The organism is Pseudomonas sp. LG1D9 (assembly GCF_002949995.1).
GTDB lineage: Bacteria > Pseudomonadota > Gammaproteobacteria > Pseudomonadales > Pseudomonadaceae > Aquipseudomonas > Aquipseudomonas proteolytica.
On the sequence record NZ_CP026881.1, the window covers coordinates 1,672,907 to 1,691,258 of the forward strand.

Annotated in this window: 21 protein-coding genes and 5 tRNA genes; 9 read left to right on the plus strand and 17 right to left on the minus strand. The window is 60.3% G+C overall.

The window, feature by feature from the left end:
* Positions 1-99 precede the first annotated feature (99 nt).
* The 4 genes from C5F71_RS07970 to C5F71_RS07985 all read right to left on the minus strand — a co-directional run bounded on the left by C5F71_RS07970 (position 100) and on the right by C5F71_RS07985 (position 2,548).
* Positions 100-405, minus strand: a complete 306-nt coding sequence (locus C5F71_RS07970) for a DUF6388 family protein (protein WP_070994130.1) — start codon at positions 403-405, stop codon at positions 100-102.
* Between the two features lie 136 nt (positions 406-541).
* Positions 542-614: transfer RNA gene (locus C5F71_RS07975), tRNA-Thr, on the minus strand.
* A gap of 39 nt (positions 615-653) precedes the next feature.
* Complete coding sequence (locus C5F71_RS07980; protein WP_104910928.1) at positions 654-2,060, minus strand: O-antigen ligase; 1,407 nt, start codon at positions 2,058-2,060, stop codon at positions 654-656.
* 77 nt (positions 2,061-2,137) lie between these two features.
* Positions 2,138-2,548: a pilin gene (locus C5F71_RS07985; RefSeq protein WP_029291989.1), complete on the minus strand. Its 411-nt coding sequence runs from the start codon at positions 2,546-2,548 to the stop codon at positions 2,138-2,140.
* Positions 2,549-2,751: 203 nt separating this feature from the next.
* On the opposite strand from C5F71_RS07985, the gene C5F71_RS07990 reads away from it, so the two are divergent.
* Genes C5F71_RS07990 through yacG form a run of 4 tightly spaced genes read left to right on the plus strand, consistent with a single transcriptional unit; the run spans position 2,752 to position 5,667 of the window.
* A complete protein-coding gene (locus tag C5F71_RS07990; protein ID WP_104910929.1) occupies positions 2,752-3,972 on the plus strand; it encodes a type II secretion system F family protein in 1,221 nt (406 codons plus the stop codon).
* A gap of 2 nt (positions 3,973-3,974) precedes the next feature.
* Positions 3,975-4,847, plus strand: a complete 873-nt coding sequence (locus C5F71_RS07995) for an A24 family peptidase (RefSeq protein WP_133714623.1) — start codon at positions 3,975-3,977, stop codon at positions 4,845-4,847.
* On the plus strand, positions 4,844-5,467 hold the full coding sequence (gene coaE / locus C5F71_RS08000; protein ID WP_029291995.1) for a dephospho-CoA kinase: 624 nt from the start codon (positions 4,844-4,846) through the stop codon (positions 5,465-5,467). Before C5F71_RS07995 ends, coaE begins: the two co-directional genes overlap by 4 nt.
* Positions 5,464-5,667 carry a DNA gyrase inhibitor YacG gene (yacG, locus tag C5F71_RS08005; RefSeq protein WP_092238375.1) on the plus strand — a complete coding sequence of 68 codons (204 nt, stop codon included), beginning with the start codon at positions 5,464-5,466 and terminating at the stop codon, positions 5,665-5,667. The genes coaE and yacG overlap by 4 nt, the downstream gene beginning before the upstream one ends.
* Here the strand turns inward: yacG and C5F71_RS08010 are convergent.
* From C5F71_RS08010 to C5F71_RS08020, 3 genes are all read right to left on the minus strand, one after another.
* Positions 5,664-5,879: a hypothetical protein gene (locus C5F71_RS08010; protein WP_029292000.1), complete on the minus strand. Its 216-nt coding sequence runs from the start codon at positions 5,877-5,879 to the stop codon at positions 5,664-5,666. The genes yacG and C5F71_RS08010 overlap by 4 nt on opposite strands.
* 63 nt (positions 5,880-5,942) lie before the next feature.
* Complete coding sequence (locus C5F71_RS08015) at positions 5,943-6,632, minus strand: energy-coupling factor ABC transporter permease (protein WP_029292001.1); 690 nt, start codon at positions 6,630-6,632, stop codon at positions 5,943-5,945.
* The gene (locus C5F71_RS08020) at positions 6,629-7,120 is read right to left on the minus strand and encodes an FAD/FMN-containing dehydrogenase (RefSeq protein ID WP_169390310.1); all 492 of its coding nucleotides are present in this window, start codon (positions 7,118-7,120) and stop codon (positions 6,629-6,631) included. The genes C5F71_RS08015 and C5F71_RS08020 overlap by 4 nt, the downstream gene beginning before the upstream one ends.
* Positions 7,121-7,198: 78 nt before the next feature.
* Here C5F71_RS08020 and C5F71_RS08025 point away from each other — a divergent pair, with 78 nt between their 5' ends.
* Genes C5F71_RS08025 through C5F71_RS08035 form a run of 3 tightly spaced genes read left to right on the plus strand, consistent with a single transcriptional unit; the run spans position 7,199 to position 9,400 of the window.
* Positions 7,199-7,828: a DUF1780 domain-containing protein gene (locus C5F71_RS08025; RefSeq protein ID WP_029292005.1), complete on the plus strand. Its 630-nt coding sequence runs from the start codon at positions 7,199-7,201 to the stop codon at positions 7,826-7,828.
* A 39-nt stretch (positions 7,829-7,867) separates the two neighbouring features.
* Complete coding sequence (locus tag C5F71_RS08030; RefSeq protein WP_104910930.1) at positions 7,868-8,041, plus strand: DUF3094 family protein; 174 nt, start codon at positions 7,868-7,870, stop codon at positions 8,039-8,041.
* Positions 8,042-8,101: 60 nt separating this feature from the next.
* Positions 8,102-9,400, plus strand: a complete 1,299-nt coding sequence (locus C5F71_RS08035; RefSeq protein ID WP_029292008.1) for an NAD(P)/FAD-dependent oxidoreductase — start codon at positions 8,102-8,104, stop codon at positions 9,398-9,400.
* 159 nt (positions 9,401-9,559) lie between these two features.
* On the opposite strand, the gene C5F71_RS08040 is transcribed toward C5F71_RS08035, so the two are convergent.
* The 7 genes from C5F71_RS08040 to rluD all read right to left on the minus strand — a co-directional run bounded on the left by C5F71_RS08040 (position 9,560) and on the right by rluD (position 14,682).
* Positions 9,560-9,636, minus strand: a tRNA-Pro gene (locus C5F71_RS08040).
* 96 nt (positions 9,637-9,732) lie between these two features.
* A tRNA-Lys gene (locus tag C5F71_RS08045) sits at positions 9,733-9,808 on the minus strand.
* 5 nt (positions 9,809-9,813) lie between these two features.
* A tRNA-Pro gene (locus C5F71_RS08050) sits at positions 9,814-9,890 on the minus strand.
* A 9-nt stretch (positions 9,891-9,899) separates the two neighbouring features.
* Positions 9,900-9,975: transfer RNA gene (locus C5F71_RS08055), tRNA-Asn, on the minus strand.
* Between the two features lie 303 nt (positions 9,976-10,278).
* Entirely contained in the window at positions 10,279-12,843 is a 2,565-nt protein-coding gene (gene clpB, locus C5F71_RS08060) for an ATP-dependent chaperone ClpB (RefSeq protein ID WP_092230488.1), read from the minus strand.
* Between the two features lie 154 nt (positions 12,844-12,997).
* On the minus strand, positions 12,998-13,723 hold the full coding sequence (gene pgeF, locus C5F71_RS08065; RefSeq protein WP_029292012.1) for a peptidoglycan editing factor PgeF: 726 nt from the start codon (positions 13,721-13,723) through the stop codon (positions 12,998-13,000).
* Positions 13,720-14,682 carry a 23S rRNA pseudouridine(1911/1915/1917) synthase RluD gene (rluD, locus tag C5F71_RS08070; protein WP_029292014.1) on the minus strand — a complete coding sequence of 321 codons (963 nt, stop codon included), beginning with the start codon at positions 14,680-14,682 and terminating at the stop codon, positions 13,720-13,722. Before rluD ends, pgeF begins: the two co-directional genes overlap by 4 nt.
* A 149-nt stretch (positions 14,683-14,831) precedes the next feature.
* On the opposite strand from rluD, the gene C5F71_RS08075 reads away from it, so the two are divergent.
* Positions 14,832-15,857 (plus strand): outer membrane protein assembly factor BamD, encoded by a 1,026-nt coding sequence (locus C5F71_RS08075; RefSeq protein ID WP_029292017.1) that lies wholly within the window; start codon positions 14,832-14,834, stop codon positions 15,855-15,857.
* A 127-nt stretch (positions 15,858-15,984) separates the two neighbouring features.
* Entirely contained in the window at positions 15,985-16,218 is a 234-nt protein-coding gene (locus C5F71_RS08080) for a PP0621 family protein (RefSeq protein WP_029292019.1), read from the plus strand.
* A gap of 50 nt (positions 16,219-16,268) precedes the next feature.
* Here C5F71_RS08080 and thiO read toward each other — a convergent pair whose 3' ends face one another.
* Genes thiO through C5F71_RS08095 form a run of 3 tightly spaced genes read right to left on the minus strand, consistent with a single transcriptional unit; the run spans position 16,269 to position 18,331 of the window.
* Positions 16,269-17,369 (minus strand): glycine oxidase ThiO, encoded by a 1,101-nt coding sequence (thiO, locus tag C5F71_RS08085; RefSeq protein WP_070994137.1) that lies wholly within the window; start codon positions 17,367-17,369, stop codon positions 16,269-16,271.
* A 59-nt stretch (positions 17,370-17,428) separates the two neighbouring features.
* Complete coding sequence (locus C5F71_RS08090) at positions 17,429-17,827, minus strand: type IV pilin protein (RefSeq protein WP_070994138.1); 399 nt, start codon at positions 17,825-17,827, stop codon at positions 17,429-17,431.
* Positions 17,828-17,839: 12 nt separating this feature from the next.
* The gene (locus C5F71_RS08095) at positions 17,840-18,331 is read right to left on the minus strand and encodes a PilX N-terminal domain-containing pilus assembly protein (protein WP_104910931.1); all 492 of its coding nucleotides are present in this window, start codon (positions 18,329-18,331) and stop codon (positions 17,840-17,842) included.
* Positions 18,332-18,352 lie beyond the last annotated feature (21 nt).

The following is an 18,352-nucleotide window of genomic DNA, read 5'->3' on the forward strand; positions in this document are numbered from 1 at the left end:
CCACCGTCATCGCCGGCAAGCCGGCTCCTACAGGTCCGGCACAATTTCTGTAGGAGACGGCTAGCCGTCGATGAGGACCGGGAGACGAACAGATAGCGTTTAAACCACCAGGTCGTTCATCTCGCAGTACTCTTCCCACTCGACACCCAACACCTCGGCCGCCTCTTTATGCAGGGCCAGGCGTGCCACTTCGAACTCCTCTGGCGTGGACGTGTACTTGAGGGTCAGCTCCCAAGGCTGGAAGCCCTGGCTCTCGGCCTCGTCCTCGAATGCCCACTGGATCTGGTCGCGCTGATCATCAGCACTCAGGTCCTTGATCTCTTCCTTAAGCTGCGGCGACTCCTCGAGGTACTTTTTGAGGGCTTCTGCGTGCCGCACTTGCTGGGTCATTTCTGTCGTGGTCATGGCGTTCTCTTAGATCGAGGAATGGGGATGCATCTGGGTCATCAAGGTTGCGCAGATACAAAAGAACGGGCATGAATACCGGTTCGTCTGGCCTTCAGAACCATTCTGGGATCATCTGAAAACTGTGGTGCCTTTTTGCCCGAGACAGGAGTCGAACCTGCGACCTTCGCGTTACGAGTGCGCTGCTCTACCAACTGAGCTACACGGGCGGTGGGCTAAAGCTAGCACTGCATGGGGCGCCCGGCAACTTACCGGATGTGCGGCGCAATGACTCCCTGGACCCAGAACCGTGGCTGCAGGTGGCCTTTGGCAGTGTCGATGTAGTGTTGGCTGCGCTCCGTGGAGCCAGGCAGGTCGCGGTACACGACAACTACCAGCAACGCCACCGCAAGCACAGCCGTCACTTGCCAGGCCCGATGCAACAGCGGCATCGGTTCGACAACCGGCGTGTGCCACGGATGCAATGCCATCAGCCAGCCCACCACCAGCGCCAACCAGAGTTGCGAATAGGGCATCACCATCACCCCGTCGACCATCGCCTGCACGGTCGCGCCCAGCAACGCGGCGAACAGACACAGGCGCAACAGGTCTTGCGGTGACCGGGCCGGCCCTTGCCGATGGATCACCCTCAACGTGGCCCAACCACCGCGCAGCGCCAGCAACGACACACACAAGGCCGAGGGCACGCCCCACTCACTGGCCCACTGCAGGATTGCCTGGTGTGGGTGGGCTGCGATCGGGTTGGGGATATCAGCAAAGTGCATCGGCCCAAAACCGAGCCATGGCCGTTCGCGGATCATGTCCCAGGCTTGCCACCAGATCACTTCACGACCTGAAAGGCTGGTGGTGAGCCGGTCATTGGAAAGACTGGCAATCTCCAGCCCCAGGTAACGCGCCAAAACCATGAACAACAACCAGTACAAAAACAGCCCGCCACACAACGCAGCCACCTGCCAGGCCAACCAGCGACGCCCCGCAGCCCCCAAAAAAGCCAGGATGACCGCCGCAACGCCGATCCCCAGCCAGGTACCACGGGTGCCACCACCAATTGCAATCAACCACCAGGCACACAACAGGGCGAACACCAGGCCACGCGTCAACCGCGAAGTGCTCGCAAGCAGCAGCGGCAACGCCAGCAAGGGCAAGGTAAAGGTCTGGAACTGGCCGTAGAAGCGCTTGTTGGAGAACCCACCAAGCAGAAGATCTGTGTCCAGTGTCGTGTCGCCACTGGTAAACGCCAGCACGCCTGCGTACCCATATTGAAGGGTCTTGATCAGGCACAGCAGCAACACAAACAGGATCAGCGCCTGATCCAGGGCCTGATCGCCATTGCGTCGCAGCCGGGCAAAAGCCACCGCAATCACCCCGCAGGTGAGCATCAGCGCCCACTCGGTCAACGCCCAAAGTGGCTGGTGGGCCAACCACGTGGAGACCAACCCCAGGCCAAGAACCAGCGCCAGGCCGATCGCGGTGGGCCTGTCGACCAGCCTGCCGGCGGGAGTCACCAGGCCATAGACCACTGCGCACACGCCAACGCCGACCTGCACCACACGCTGCCAGTCATGACCACTGAAGGATAGGGTGATGCCCAGTAGCAGAAGGCTCAGCGCCAGCACCAGGAACACGCTTCCTCGCTGTTGCACGGATAACGTCATGGGCAATCTTTACGTCCTTGTGGAGTGCCTGGGAGCCGTTACGCCCGGCTCCCGTCACTGATTCAGGCGACCCGGCCTCATTTGACAGCCGCGCACCCCTTTGCAATGTACTGCTCGTCAGCGGTCGTGGTGCACTTCCAACCCTCGCTGGCACTGCGCGCCAGGGTAATGAGCTTGCCCTGGATGGGCGCAGGCGCATCGAGAATTTCACAGGCAATCGAACCCGTGCCCGTAGCCACATCACCTGCAACGCTGATCGTGCAGTTGGCGGTCGGGCTGGTACCACCGATCAGCGCCAGCGTGGGCACCGTGCCCTGGTTGAAGGTGTCCTCGAAACCGGCCTTCAACGCCGAGATTTCCGCCAGCCCCGCCGTGAACTTGGCCTTGGCCTGATGCTTGGTATACATGGGCAGGCCAATCGTGGCCAAGATGCCGATGATCGCCACGACGATCAACAACTCGATCAAAGTAAAGCCGTTCTGACGCATCACACTCACTCTCCAGAATAAAAACCCATCGCAAGGCACATCCTGCGCCCTGCCCTTGGCAACCGCGCCAGTGTACTCATCCGCGTCGGGCCAGGCCCTCACAAGACGCACAATCTGACATTTTTCCCCTCCCCAATAGCCGGATGGACACAGAGGCCTGACTAAGCTGTAGCTCATCACCTGCCGATGAGCTATCGCCGCCAATGAATGATGTCACTGTGAGCCCCTCCGCCACCTATGCTTGGGAAGGCACGTTGCGCAATGGCCGCAAGGTGTCCGGCGAAACCCGTGGCCATAGCCCGGCCGTGATCAAGGCACAACTGCGCCGGCAAGGCATAACCCCGGTTCGGGTACACGTGCGCTCCAGCCTCCTTTGCGGCCTGGGCACCCCAATCACCCCAGCCGATATTGCGCTGTTCACCCGCCAACTGGCGACCCTGCTGAAGGCGGGAATTCCCTTGCTACAAGCCTTCGACATGATTGGCGAAGGCTTTGACAGCCCGGCCATGCGCACAATGGTCCAAGGGCTGAAGCAGGAGATTGCCGCCGGCAACAGCCTGACCGCCGCGCTATCGAAACAGCCGCAGTGCTTCAACCCCCTGTATTGCAGCCTGATCGCGGCCGGCGAACAGGCCGGCACCCTGGAGACCTTGCTGGAGCGGGTAGCCACCCACCTGGAGAAGAGCCAGCGCCTCAAGGCCCGGATCAAGAAGGCCATGACCTATCCGCTGGTGGTCGTGCTCGTGGCGATGCTGGTCAGCAGCATCTTGCTGATCCACGTCGTGCCCCAATTCGAAAGCCTGTTCGCCGGCATCGACACACCGCTGCCACGCTTTACCCTGCTGGTCATCGGGCTGTCCGAATTCATGCAAGGCGCATGGTGGATGCTATTGCTGACCGCAATCGCAAGTGCCTGGGGAATACGCCGCGCCTACCGCCGACACAACGGTTTGCGCCTGTGGCTGGACACTGGTTTGTTGAAACTGCCGCTGGCAGGCACACTGCTGAAAAAAACCGCAGTCGCCCGCTACGCTCGCACACTCGCCACCACCTTTGCCGCTGGCGTACCGCTGGCACAGGCGCTGGACTCAGTGGCCGCAGCCGCTGGCAACGAGCGGTTCACACAGGCAATCACGCGTATGCGCCAGGACGTGGCAATAGGAATGCAATTGAATCGAACCATGACCGCCAGCGGCCTGTTCCCTGGCATGGCGATCCAGATGACCGCCATCGGCGAAGAATCGGGAGCGCTGGACAGCATGCTGGAGAAGGTCGCCGATCATTATGAAACGGACGTCGACAACCTGGTGGACAACCTCAGCAGCCTGATGGAGCCGCTGATCATGGTGGTGCTCGGCAGCATTGTCGGGGCACTGGTAATCGCCATGTACCTGCCGATCTTCCAGCTTGGCACGGCGTTTTGAATATGACCCTGGACCAACTCCTGATCCTCCATCCCTGGTTGTTCGTCTGGGCAGCACTGGTGCTCGGGCTGATCGTCGGCAGCTTCCTCAACGTGCTGGTCTGGCGCCTGCCAAAAATGCTCGAACGGGACTGGCGCGCCCAGGCCCATGAGATACTCGGCCTGCCTCCGGAGCCCGGTGGCCCGACCTATAACCTGTTGCGCCCCAACTCCTGTTGCCCGCATTGTTCGGCGCCGATTCGCCCATGGGAAAATATCCCGGTGATCAGTTATCTGCTGCTCAGGGGGCACTGCGCGCGATGCCACGGCTCCATCAGCCCGCGCTACCCGCTCACCGAACTGGCCTGCGGGCTGCTCTCGGCATTTATCGCCTGGCACTACGGCTTCGGCTGGCCGGCCGCTGGAGTGCTGTTCTTGAGCTGGGGCTTGCTGGCCATGAGCCTGATTGATGCCGACCACCAGCTATTACCGGATGTGCTGGTGCTGCCACTGCTGTGGCTGGGGCTGATCCTCAATTACTTCGAGCTGTATGTAACGCTGCCCGATGCAGTGCTGGGCGCGGTTGCCGGGTACCTGAGCCTGTGGTCGGTGTTCTGGCTATTCAAGCTGTGCACTGGCAAGGACGGCATGGGCTATGGCGACTTCAAGCTGCTAGCCCTGCTCGGCGCCTGGGGTGGCTGGCAGATCCTGCCGCTGACGCTGTTGCTGGCGTCGCTGGTGGGTGCGATCGCAGGGGTGATTGTGTTGCGCATGCGTAACGCGCAGACCTCGGTGCCCCTGCCTTTTGGTCCCTATCTGGCGATCGCCGGCTGGATTGCATTGCTCTGGGGTGGTCAAATAACCGACTTCTATTTGCAGTCTGTCGGTTTCAAATGACCACTTCTGTCGCAACACCCTGGATTCTTGGCCTGACGGGCGGCATCGGCAGCGGCAAAAGCGCTGCGGCCCAGCACTTTATCGACCTTGGCGTGGACCTGATCGACGCCGACCATGCCTCACGCTGGGTGGTGGAGCCCGGGCGGCCAGCGCTGGCGAAGATTGCCGAGCACTTCGGTGGTGGGATTCTGCTGCCCGATGGCCAGTTGGATCGCGCCGCCTTGCGCAAGCGCATTTTCGAGGCGCCGCAAGAGCGCCTGTGGCTGGAAGCCCTGCTGCACCCGCTGATTGCCGACGAGATCCGCAGCCATCTGGCCCGCGCCCGCTCGCCCTATGCGATTTTGGTGTCGCCGTTGTTGATCGAGTCGGGTCAATACACCATGACCCAACGCATCCTGGTGATCGATGTGCCGCAATCAACGCAAATTCAGCGTACCCTGCTGCGCGACGGCATCAGCGAAGAACAGGTGCAGGCGATTCTCAAGGCCCAGGCCTCCCGGGAAGATCGCTTGCGCCATGCCGACGATGTACTGGTCAATGACCAGGACCTGGCCTGGCTACAGGCCGAGGTCGAGCGACTGCACCACTTTTACCTTACTTTGCGTGGAGGCCGAACATGAGCCAACCCTTGACCGTCGAATGCCCAACCTGCGGCGCCCCCGTGGAATGGAAAGCGACCAACCTCAACCGGCCATTCTGCTCGGATCGCTGCAAACTGATCGACCTGGGTGCCTGGGCCTCAGAAGAACACAAGATTCCGGTCAGCCCGGACGCCGAAGACGAGCTGTTCTCCGAAGACCTGCCACCGCGCGCCCATTAAGGCCGCATAAAAGCGTATTCCTGCTGGTCGTCGAGGTTTTCCGCAAGGTATTGCAACTCGTCGGCCAGGTCTTCAAAACTGCGCACGCCCTTGCTCTGCTGCACCACGGCACTCAACAGGGCACGCAGGCTCAAACCTGGATCAAAGCCAATTTCCAGCGCCGCTTCCTGACTCCTGCGTATCTCTTGCCGCGCCCACTCGTACACACTCATGATCGTGCTCCTGGAAGTTTCGCAGAGCATGCGACCACTTGCGCGTTGTGCCTTTGATTTGGATCAAGGCCGCGAATTGTCGTCCTTCCAGGGCGCCGAGAGGTAGCGCGTGCGGTTGAACGTCTCAAGCCACTCCGGGCAAAACACCACCAAGGCACTGATCACCATGCCGTTGATGAAGGCTTCGGGAAAGATGATCAGCCACAGGTAGCCGATAAAGTCTTCGATCCATTCGGGCATGGCGAAGCGACCGTCCAGCCACAGCAAGCCCAGGCCGGCCAACAGGCACAGCAACGCCGACAATGCGGCGGCAAAAAAACCGGAACAGAAGATATACACGAAGGGATTGCGCGGCTGCGCCCGCTCCACCAGCAACGCACATGTCTCGGTCACCAATACCGGCAAGAGGATCAGCAGTGCACCGTTGACCCCGACCGCCGCCAGGTCCTGGCGCCCGAGCAGCACCAGTCCCAGTTGCGCAGCCAGCCCACCGACAATTGCCAGCGGCCAGTCGAGCAACAGGGTCACGGCGGTCATGCCGATAAAGTGGTAGGACACGCCGGTATCGAAATCCCGACGCACCAGCCACAGCATGAACAGCGCGAACACCGTACCGAACAACAAATGCTGGCGCCGTCGGTCGGCAAACAACTCGACCCAGGACGAGCGCAGGACCGCCCAAACAATCACCGGCGCATACAGCAGCCAGCCCAGCCACAGGGTTTGCGGCGCCAGCACGGCGGCACTGATCACGGCTGCACCTGCTCCAGGGCCTGGCGCAGTTCGGTGGCAGAGGCGTACTCATGGCGCGCGACCAGCTTGCCGTCTTCCAGTTGCAGCCACAGCACTTTATCCACAGGCGCTGGATAACGTGGAGCGATCCGTGCATCACGGTCGAGCATGACCCGGTAGTTGTAGGCCTGCATCGCGGGGACGGCGAAAAGCTTGGCGATCAACCTCGGCATGCGCTGGATATCGGCGACAAACACCACATGGCGCGCCTCCAGATAGCCCTTGGGCTGGCCCTGCAATGCCGCATCCACCTGTTTGGCTGCGTCCATGCTGCGCGCCACCAGCAGGACCTGCGCCTGATTATCCAGGGTATAGGCCTGGTCGAATTGATCCAGCAAGGTCCAGGGAGCCAGCCGCTCGCCGAGCTCAACTGCCTGGGCCCACAGGGGCAGAAAGACCAGAAACACCGCAACCAAAAACCTCACCGCGAACTCCTTGAGCAAAACCATCAACCGAACCGCCAGTCTACACCGAGCCTTTTCACACGGGACTTCCTGCGGTCATCATTTGAACGCTAAGCTGGAACCATGGATGACTCAGATTATTTGCGCCTGCTCACCATAGCGGCCGAACAAGCCAACGCGTTCCTGTCCAATGCCCGCAAATGGGAGCGTGAGCGTTGGGTCTGCCAGCGCCTGCTACAAGGCCTGAATGTGCCCTACCGCGCCGAAGAATTTCATGCCGCCGGTCAAGAACCGCCGGATGTGCTGTTTCGCGACGCCAGTTTCGAAGTGTTTTTTGTCCTGGACGAAGGCCGGCGCCTGAATGACGAATGGCGCGACGAACTGCTACGGCGGCGCAGCGCTTTTTCCCTGAGCCAATTGGTGCGGCGTGAAGCCAAGCCCAGGCGCATTCCCGCCCATGAGTTCCTGCTGCGCCTGGCGCCGACCCTACGCAAGAAGGCCCATAACTATAAAGAACGCGGCATGGACCTGGGGGAGCTGGATATCATCGCCTTCGCCAGCCTCAAGCGCGAAGTGCTGGACCTCAACAGCCATTTCCCGCCGCCCACGGAATACCTGCGCCAAGGCTGGCGCTCGCTGTCATTGGTCGGCCCGACCTTTGCACGCGTGTTGTTCGCCCACCCGGACGCCCCGGATTTCTTGCGCAACAACCTGGGGCGCAGCATAGTGTTCGACGTGGGTATCAGCCTGTAACGTGATGCCCTTTTGCAACGTCTACCTGACGAGGCCTTTATGACCAGCCGCCTGAACCCTGACGACCAAGAACATGTCGAAGAGTACCTGCAACTGTCCCAACACCAGGTTGAGCGCAAGCCTTTCCGGCCGTGGCTGCTCCTTGGGGTGGTGCTGATTGTGGTGATTGGCCTGGGCCTCCTGAGCCGCCTTTTGAGTTACCTGACGCTATGAGCTGCCTGGCGCTCGCTCGGGTAACTGCACCGATTTCTTTTAGCCTTGCGAGATACCCCCATGACCCATCGTATTATTATCGTCGGCGGCGGCGCCGGCGGCCTGGAGTTGGCTACCCGCCTGGGTAAGACTCTGGGCAAGCGCGGTACCGCCAGCATCACGCTGGTGGACACCAACCTGACCCATATCTGGAAACCCCTGCTGCACGAGGTTGCCGCCGGCTCGCTGAACTCCTCTGAAGACGAACTCAATTACGTTGCCCAGGCAAAATGGAACCATTTCGAGTTCCAGCTGGGGCGCATGAGCGGGCTTGATCGTGAACAGAAGATAATCCAGCTGGCCGCGACCCTTGATGAAGAAGGCCGGGAACTGGTGCCTGCGCGCGTGCTGGGCTATGACACCCTGGTGATTGCGGTCGGTAGCACCACCAATGACTTCGGCACCGAGGGCGCAGCACAACACTGCCTGTTCCTCGATACCCGCAAACAGGCAGAGCGCTTCCACCAGCAATTGCTCAACCACTACCTGCGCGCCCATGCCGGGCAAACCGATGTGGTGGAAAGAATCAGCGTGGCAATCGTTGGCGCTGGCGCCACCGGTGTCGAGTTGGCCGCGGAGCTGCACAACGCTGCCCATGAACTGGCAGCCTATGGCCTGGACCGGATCAAACCAGAAAACATGTCCATCACCCTGATCGAAGCCGGGCCACGGGTATTGCCAGCCCTGCCAGAGCGGATCAGCGGACCTGTGCATAAAACCCTGGAAAAGCTCGGGGTGACGGTCATGACCAACTCCGCCGTGAGCGAAGTCACCGCCGACAGCCTGATCACCAGCAGTGGCCAGGTGATTCCCGCCAGCCTCAAGGTGTGGGCCGCCGGGATTCGCGCGCCGGGCTTTCTCAAGGACATCGACGGCCTGGAGACCAACCGCATCAACCAACTGCAGGTGCTGCCAACGCTGCAGACCACCCGTGACGAGAATATCTTCGCCTTTGGCGACTGCGCGGCCTGCCCGCAGCCGGGTACCGACCGTAACGTTCCACCGCGGGCGCAAGCGGCCCACCAGCAGGCGTCGTTGCTGGCCAAATCGCTGAAATTGCGCATCGAGGGCAAGCCCCTGCCCAGCTATAAGTACACCGACTACGGCTCACTGATCTCGCTGTCGCGTTTTTCGGCTGTGGGTAACTTGATGGGCAACCTGACCGGCAGCGTGATGCTTGAAGGCTGGCTGGCGCGGATGTTCTATGTGTCGTTGTACCGCATGCACCAGATGGCCTTGTACGGGTTCTTCCGCACGATGATGTTGATGCTGGGCAGCAAGATTGGACGGGGCACCGAGCCGCGTCTCAAACTCCACTAACAACACGGTCCCGGATGGGAGGGGGCTTGCTCCCGATAGCGGTGGTTCACACACACCGCAATCGGGAGCAAGCCCCCTTCTACATTGGATCGGCGGTACTTTCAGGTTTTGCGCAGGCAAAAAAAATCCCCGTATCTTTCGATACGAGGATTTTTAATATGGTCGGGGTAAGGGGATTCGAACTCCTGACATCCTGCTCCCAAAGCAGGCGCGCTACCGGACTGCGCTATACCCCGGTAAAAAAAAGGCGACCTTTTCAAGTCGCCTTCTTCGATCAGTGCTTTTGGCCTCTGATCTTAAGATTCGATTCCAGCGTGAACTGGTCTCAAAAATGGTGGGTCGTGTGGGATTCGAACCTACGACCAATTGGTTAAAAGCCAACTGCTCTACCAACTGAGCTAACGACCCAAAAATGGTCGGGGTAAGGGGATTCGAACTCCTGACATCCTGCTCCCAAAGCAGGCGCGCTACCGGACTGCGCTATACCCCGGTTTGAAATTGGCTCCGTGACCAGGACTCGAACCTGGGACCCAATGATTAACAGTCATTTGCTCTACCGACTGAGCTATCACGGAACTACATATTTCAAAGTACAACTTTTACTGCGATGTATCCTTCTCTTCGACGCTGTCCGTATCGCTACGTTAGCGTGTCTGAGGCGCGCTATTCTACAATCTTAAAAACCCCTGTCAACCCTTTAAATTGCTTTTAAGACAATGATTTGCGCTTCTTTCTGATTTCTCCTTGGGGAGAAGAAACCCGTGGGCTGACGTTGCTGCGGGGCGCACTTTACAAGCCTTTGCCTTACAGTTCAACGCCCTATCGAAAAAAAAGGCCCCGCAATGCGGGGCCTTTGCTTATAACCACCCAATCGGCGCTTAGTGGAAGACGATTTCGTCGTTTTCCACGGTGGCCTTGACGCTGGTCCCCGGCATAAAGCTGCCCGACAGGATCAGTTGGGCCAACGGGTTCTCGATCCAGCGCTGGATCGCACGTTTTAATGGCCGTGCGCCATACACCGGGTCGTAACCCACGGCGATCAACTTGTCCAAGGCCTCGCTGCTCAGCTCCAGCATCAGCTCGCGCTCTGCCAGACGGCTGCGCAGGCGACCCAACTGGATCTCGGTAATGCCCGCGATCTGATCCCGCGCCAAAGGCTCGAAGATCACCACTTCATCGACCCGGTTGATAAATTCCGGGCGGAAGTGGCTGGTCAGCGCATCCATTACCGCAGCACGCTGACCTTCACGATCCCCGACCATTTCCTGGATCTGTACCGAGCCCAGGTTGGAGGTCATCACGATCACCGTATTACGGAAATCCACGGTACGCCCGTGGCTGTCCGTCAGCCGGCCATCTTCCAGCACTTGCAGCAACACGTTGAACACGTCCGGGTGAGCCTTCTCGACCTCATCCAGCAAGATCACCGAGTAAGGCTTACGCCGTACCGCTTCGGTCAGGTAGCCACCTTCCTCGTAGCCCACATAGCCTGGTGGCGCCCCGATCAAGCGAGCCACGGAATGTTTCTCCATGAACTCGGACATATCGATACGCACCATCGCCTCTTCTGTATCAAAGAGGAACTCGGCCAGGGCCTTGCACAACTCGGTCTTACCCACGCCGGTCGGGCCGAGGAACATGAACGAGCCACTCGGGCGGTTCGGGTCGGACAACCCGGCGCGCGAACGCCGTACCGCGTTGGACACCGCCACCACCGCCTCTTCCTGGCCGATGACGCGCTGGTGCAACAGGCTTTCCATACGCAACAGCTTGTCACGCTCGCCTTCCAGCATCTTCGACACTGGAATGCCGGTCCACTTGGACACAACCTCGGCAATTTCTTCCTCGGTCACCTTGCTGCGCAGCAACTGGTTTTCGCTGTGGCCATGCTGGTCGACCATTTGCAGGCTGCGCTCCAGATCCGGGATCACCCCGTACTGCAGCTCGGCCATGCGGTTCAGGTCGCCTTTACGGCGGGCAGCTTCCAGCTCCTGGCGCGACTGCTCGATCTTTTGCTGGATCTGTGCGGAACCCTGCACTTCGGCTTTTTCCGAGGTCCAGATTTCTTCCAGGTCCGAATACTCGCGTTCCAGGCGGACGATTTCTTCCTGGAGTTTTTCCAGGCGTTTCTTCGCCGCGTCATCGTCCTCTTTCTTCAGCGCCTGGGATTCGACTTTCAGTTGAATCAGCCGGCGCTCCAGGCGGTCCAGCACTTCAGGCTTGGAATCGATTTCCATGCGAATACGGCTGGCCGCTTCGTCGATCAGGTCGATGGCCTTGTCCGGCAACTGACGGTCAGTGATGTAGCGATGGCTCAACTTGGCCGCCGCAATGATCGCGCCATCAGTGATTGCGACCCGGTGGTGGACCTCATAACGCTCTTTCAGGCCACGCAGGATCGCGATGGTGTCTTCTTCGCTCGGCTCTTCCACCAGGACTTTCTGGAAACGACGCTCAAGGGCCGCGTCCTTTTCAATGTACTGGCGGTACTCGTTGAGCGTGGTCGCGCCAACGCAATGCAACTCGCCCCGAGCCAGTGCTGGCTTGAGCATGTTGCCCGCATCCATCGAGCCTTCGCCTTTACCGGCGCCGACCATAGTGTGCAGTTCGTCGATAAACAGAATGATCTGCCCTTCCTGCTTCGACAGTTCGTTAAGCAGGGATTTGAGGCGCTCTTCGAACTCACCACGGAACTTGGCACCGGCGATCAACGCGCCCATGTCCAGGGACAGCAAGCGCTTGCCCTTGAGGCCGTCCGGCACCTCACCATTAATGATGCGCTGGGCCAGGCCTTCGGCGATGGCGGTTTTACCCACGCCAGGCTCGCCGATCAGCACCGGGTTGTTCTTGGTGCGACGCTGCAGGACCTGGATGGTGCGACGAATTTCATCGTCACGCCCGATCACCGGGTCCAGCTTGCCGTCTTCGGCGCGCTTGGTCAGGTCGACGGTGTATTTGTCCAGGGCCTGGCGCGACTCCTCGTGATTGGGGTCATTCACCGCCTCGCCGCCGCGCAGGTTGTTGATGGCATTTTCCAGGGCCTTTTTGCTCACGCCCTGGCCCAGCAACAACTTGCCGAGCTTGCTGTTGTCGTCCATGGCAGCGAGCAGCACCAGTTCGCTGGAGATGAACTGGTCGCCCTTCTGCTGAGCCAGGCGGTCCGCCTGATTGAGCAGGCGCGCCAAATCCTGGGACATATTCACGTCGCCCGTCGGATTCTGGATTTTCGGCAGCTGGTCGAGCTCTTTGCTCAATTCCTTGCGCAGGCTGTTGACGTCAAAGCCCACCTGCATCAGTAGGGGTTTGATCGAACCACCCTGCTGTTCGAGGAGCGCCTGCATCAAGTGCGCGGGCTCAATGGCCGGATGGTCGAGGCCAACCGCCAGGGATTGGGAATCCGATAACGCCAATTGTAATTTGCTGGTTAAACGATCAATACGCATTAGTCACCTTCCTTTTGAGCAGGCCGGAGCTATGTGCGAGCGAGCTTGCTCGCGATTAACGCATCCTGAATGAAGAAACCTGCCAGATACCCTTATAGATGGGGTGGATTCTGGAGGATTCAAGCCGGCAATGCATGATATGGATCAGCAGAGTCTAGCGTTCGAGCCAGATCAGGGAGGCAAATCGACCGGTGCGCGGGCTGCGCCGGTAAGAAAAGAAGCGTGGGTCGGTCACCGTACACAAACCGCCACCATAAACGGCGGTGATACCGCGCGCAGCCAGGCGCAGACGCGCCAACTGATAGATGTCGGCCAGGAACTTGCCAGGATTATGGCTGGGAACGAAAGCCTGCGCGGTTTGCGGATGTTGCTGCACGAAGGCTTCACGCACTTCTGGGCCCACTTCAAAGGCCTTCGGGCCAATCGCCGGGCCTAACCAGACCAGTACGTCGGCAGGCGCAGTGTCCAGGCTTTCGGCGGCAGCTTCCAGCACTCCCGCGGCCAGTCCACGCCAACCGGCATGGGCAGCGGCAACCCGGGTCCCGGCTTTGTTGCAAAACAAGGCCGGCAGGCAATCGGCGGTCATCGCCGTGCAGGCGATGCCGGGCGTATCGGTCCAGCTGCCATCTGCCTCGGCAATCTGCCCCGGATCGGCCTTGACCACGACGACACCATGGACCTGGCGCAGCCAGGCCGGCTGGATATCGAACGCGGCAGTGAGACGACGGCGATTCTCAAGTACAGCCCCAAGGCTGTCCTCGACATGATCGCCCAGATTCAGACTGTCGAACGGCGCCAGACTGACGCCGCCCGCACGGGTAGTGACACAGGCTTTCACCCCGGCCGGCGCAGGCCAGTCAGGAATCAGCCAGTCACTCATCCGACAAAGGCCTCGCGGTCTTGCTTGAGTAGCGACAGCAACCAGACAAAATCGTCGGGCAGTGGCGATTCCCAGCTCATCCGCTCACCGCTCGTCGGATGATCCAGCTCCAGGAAGCGTGCATGCAACGCCTGGCGCGGGAACGACTTCAACGATTCGACCATGGTCACACTGGCGGCCGGCGGAATACGGAAGCGACCACCGTAGGCCGGATCGCCGACCAACGGGAAGTTGATATGCGCCATATGCACCCGGATCTGGTGGGTACGGCCGGTTTCCAGCTTGACCCGCACATGGGTGTGGGAACGGAAACGCTCCAGCACGCGGTAGTGGCTGACGGCCTGCTTGCCACCCTCCATCACCGCCATGCGCTGGCGCTGCTGGCCATGACGACCGATAGGCGCGTTGATCTTGCCACCCGCCACGACCACACCAATCACGATGCACTCATAGATGCGGCTGACGCTGCGGCTCTGCAATTGTGTGACCAACTGCGTCTGTGCCTGGATGGTCTTGGCCACCACCATCAGACCGGTGGTGTCCTTGTCCAGGCGGTGGACAATGCCGCAGCGCGGGACATTGATGATGTCCGGCACATGGTGCAACAAGGCATTGAGCAAGGTGCCATCAGCGTGCCCGGCCGCCGGGTGAACCACCAGGCCTGCGGGTTTGTTGATCACCAGGATGTCGTCGTCTTCATAGACGATATCCAGCTCGATGTCCTGGGCGATCCATTCTCCCTGGGCTTCCTGCTCGGCAGTCAGCTCAAGAACCGAACCGCCATGAACTATGTCTCGCGGGCGGATAACCGCTCCATCCACAGTCAGGCGGCCGTCTTTGATCCAGGCGGAAAGGCGCGAGCGCGAGTGCTCAGCGAATAGTTGTGCGGCGACTTGATCGAGGCGTTGGCCGCCCAATTCGGACGGCACCTCTGCGCGAAGTTCAATTTTATCGGACATGCTCAGACTAGGCGTGGCACAGCCTTTGGTTTCGGCTGCGCGCTTGTGGTTAAATACGGCGTCTTTTGCCCCGAGGCTTTCATCGGGGCGCTCATCATAACAGGACGGCCCCGCCCAAGACAGCGGCCGTCATAGGGACGCAAGCCGCCATGCAAGTGAAACACCTGCTGCTGATCGCCATCCTCGCCATGACTGCTGCTTGCTCGTCAACAAAGGACGTCGTCGACGAAAACCTCAGTGAAGTCGAGCTGTACCAGCAGGCTCAGGCCGACCTGGACAATAATAGCTACACAAGCGCCACGGCCAAGCTCAAGGCCTTGGAGTCGCGTTATCCGTTTGGCCGCTATGCCGACCAGGCCCAGCTCGAACTGATCTACGCGAACTACAAGAACGCCGAGCCGGAAGCTGCCAAGTCCGCTGCCGAGCGTTTTATCCGCCTGCACCCGCAACACCCGAACGTGGACTACGCCTACTACCTCAAGGGCCTGACCTCGTTTGACCAGGACGTTGGCCTGCTGGCGCGCTTCCTGCCGCTGGACATGACCAAGCGTGACCCTGGTGCTGCGCGCGACTCCTATAACGAGTTCGCCCAACTGACCAGCCGCTTCCCCAACAGCCGCTACGCGCCGGACGCCAAGCAGCGCATGATCTACCTGCGCAACCTGCTGGCTTCCTACGAAATCCACGTAGCCCACTACTACCTGACGCGCCAGGCTTATGTCGCTGCCGCCAACCGTGGCCGCTATGTAGTGGAAAACTTCCAGGAAACCCCTTCGGTGGGTGATGGCCTGGCAGTAATGACCGAAGCCTACATGCGCCTGCATCTGGATACCCTGGCGGACACCAGCCTGCAGACCTTGAAACTCAACTACCCAGACCACCCAAGCCTGAAAGACGGCCAGTTTGTGCCGCAGGTTGCCGAAGCGGACAACCGCTCGTGGCTGAGCAAGTACACCCTGGGCCTGATCGAGTCCCGTCCGCCGTTGCCGCCAGGTGAAACCCGCGCCAACCAGGACATCCTCAAGCAGTATCAGGACGCCAAGGACTCCATCCCGTCCGAGCTCAAGCCCCATGACGAGAACGGCGACGTGATCGAGGAAGAAGCACCAGAGGCCCTGGGCAACAACCAGGATCGCTCGTGGTTCAGCTACATGACGTTCGGTGTCTTTGACTGAAAACCAGTCTGGCAGCGCAAGAAGGAGCCTCTCGGGGCTCCTTTTTTCATGACGCGACTTTATTACCCTGTGCGCCGTTAACATCCTTGGCTAAACTGCCGCATTCCCTGTCGAGAAGCTGCCTGCCATGGTTCGTTTACTGTTCTGGATTGCCCTGATTGCTGCTGCGGTATGGTTCTGGCGCAAGTTCAAGCGCTCCGCTTCTACGCAGCAACAGCCCCGCGAACAAGGCGCCGCGCCCATGGTTCGCTGTGCCCACTGTGGCGTACATCTGCCTCAGGACCGGGCATTGAGCCAGCAGCAGGAGTGGTACTGCACCCAGGCGCACCTCGAGCAGGGACCAAAGTCTATCGAACGCTGAAAGCCTGGAACCGTAGGAGCTGGCTTGCCGGCTCCTACAAGGGCCCACGCTTATATCCGACCAACGGGCGCATAGGGAGCGGGGTCAATAACCGGCTCATGCCCCAACAGCAAGTCAGCAAACAACTGGCAAGACGCAGGTGCCAATACCAGGCCGTTGCGGTAATGCCCGCAGTTGAGCCACAGCCCTTCAAACCCTGGCACCTTGCCAATATAAGGGATGCCCTCGGGCGAACCTGGCCGCAACCCGGCCCAATGCCCCACCACGGCGGCATCCGCCAGTGCCGGAATCAACTCCACCGCCGAGGCTTTCAGGCTTTCCAGGGCCGGTTCGGTCGGCGTCTTGTCGAAGCCTTCATGTTCCAGCGTACTGCCAACCAGGATGTGCCCATCCCGGCGTGGAATCGCATAGCGCCCTTTCGCCAGGACCATGCTCGACAGAAAGTCCGAGGCGCACTTGTACAGAATCATCTGCCCCTTGACCGGCTCCACGGGCAACGTCAGCCCCAGGCTGTCCAGCAATTCACCACTCCAGGCCCCGGCCGCGAGCACGACCTGATCGCCACGCACCTCACCCTGAGCCGTATTGACCCCGACGATGCTGCCGCCCTCCTGGATAAAGCCCTGTACCGCGCAGTGCTCATGCAAGGTCACCCCGGGCAACGCCAACAACGCAGCCTTCAGGGATTTGACCAGGCGCGGATTACGCACGTTGGCCACGTCTGCCATATAAATGGCCTGTGAAAACCCTGCCCCCAGCACAGGAACCGCATCACGGGCGGCCGACACATCCACCTTGCTCAATGGCCGACCTTCCCGTGCAGCCCAGGCCAGGGCATCGGCCTCGTCGTCGAGGTCCAGCCAATAAAGGCCGGTGGTATGAACCTCGGGATCCACACCGGTGGCGGCAAACAGGCGCTGGGCCAATTGCGGATAGAAATCCTGGGACCAATGGGCCAGCGCCGTGACGGCCGGGCTGTAGCGCCACGGGTATAACGGCGAAACAATCCCGCCACCGGCCCAGGAAGACTCTTGCCCGACCGATGAACGGTCCAGCACGACCACTGCCTGCCCCTGCGTTGCCAGGTTGAACGCCGTCAACAGCCCGATAACACCACCACCCACCACTACGACTTGCTGTTGCTTAGTCATTGTTCGATCCAGCCCATAAAAAGAAAGGAGTACCCCTGGCACCCCGTCGCCCACCAGCCTCATCGCCCCCAGCACTCCTGACGAGTGGTGCCGGGCACCGCGCCGGGATTAGCCCGCGCGCCAGTGCTGGTCAAACTGAACTCACCACAAGTATCACCCAGCATCGCGCCGGCAAGAGGCGTCGCGGTCAGGGTGAAGTCCTGCGGGTTCAGTATCACCGTGATTCTATAGCGATCATTACCGGTACTGACGCCGCTGGCATCAATAAAAGTGCCATTTCTCACGTAATAGCGTTCCAGCTGCTGGGCTTGCTCCGTGAGCAGCCCGACGATTTCTGTGCGGTAGGCCTTTTTCACATGGGCGCTGTACCCCGGATAAACCACCGCAGCCAATGTGGCAATGATCGCTAGTGCAATCAGTAACTCTATCAAGGTGAATCCTTTGCAGTTGCCGCTCATCGTGATGCTCACCTATTGAAGTTGTCGCCATAGAACTCGTCGAAATCCCCCACCGGCATCCGGGTCGACGCGCGCATAGACGCTCTCCAGAAGGGTGCGCGACTGACCGCTGAACCCCACAGCCGTGACCCGATATAAAGTCGCGGGGGTACTGGGCGGCAAATGTGCCATTCCGATACCGGGCCCCAGGTTTTGAATACCGTATACGCCCCCCTTCAGGCCGACCCAGGCGATGGCCGAGACCGGATCGACACCCGGCTGGCTGATGGCATACGCCTCTTTTGGCGGTGCGCAGGTGACTTGCGACTGACAGGCCGGCAAACCAAACCCATGCGCATGCACAGCCGACTCACCGCGCCTGAGCCCGTCTTCGGCCGCTTGAAACGATAAGTTGCGGTGCCTGATGCTGCCGGCGAGTTGCTCCTGCGACGTTGCGCCCTGCATCGATGACAGCCCGAGAACCGTCAACAGCAGCAGCAACACCAGGCTGATCAAGAGCACCATGCCACGCTGTCTGGAGGCCGA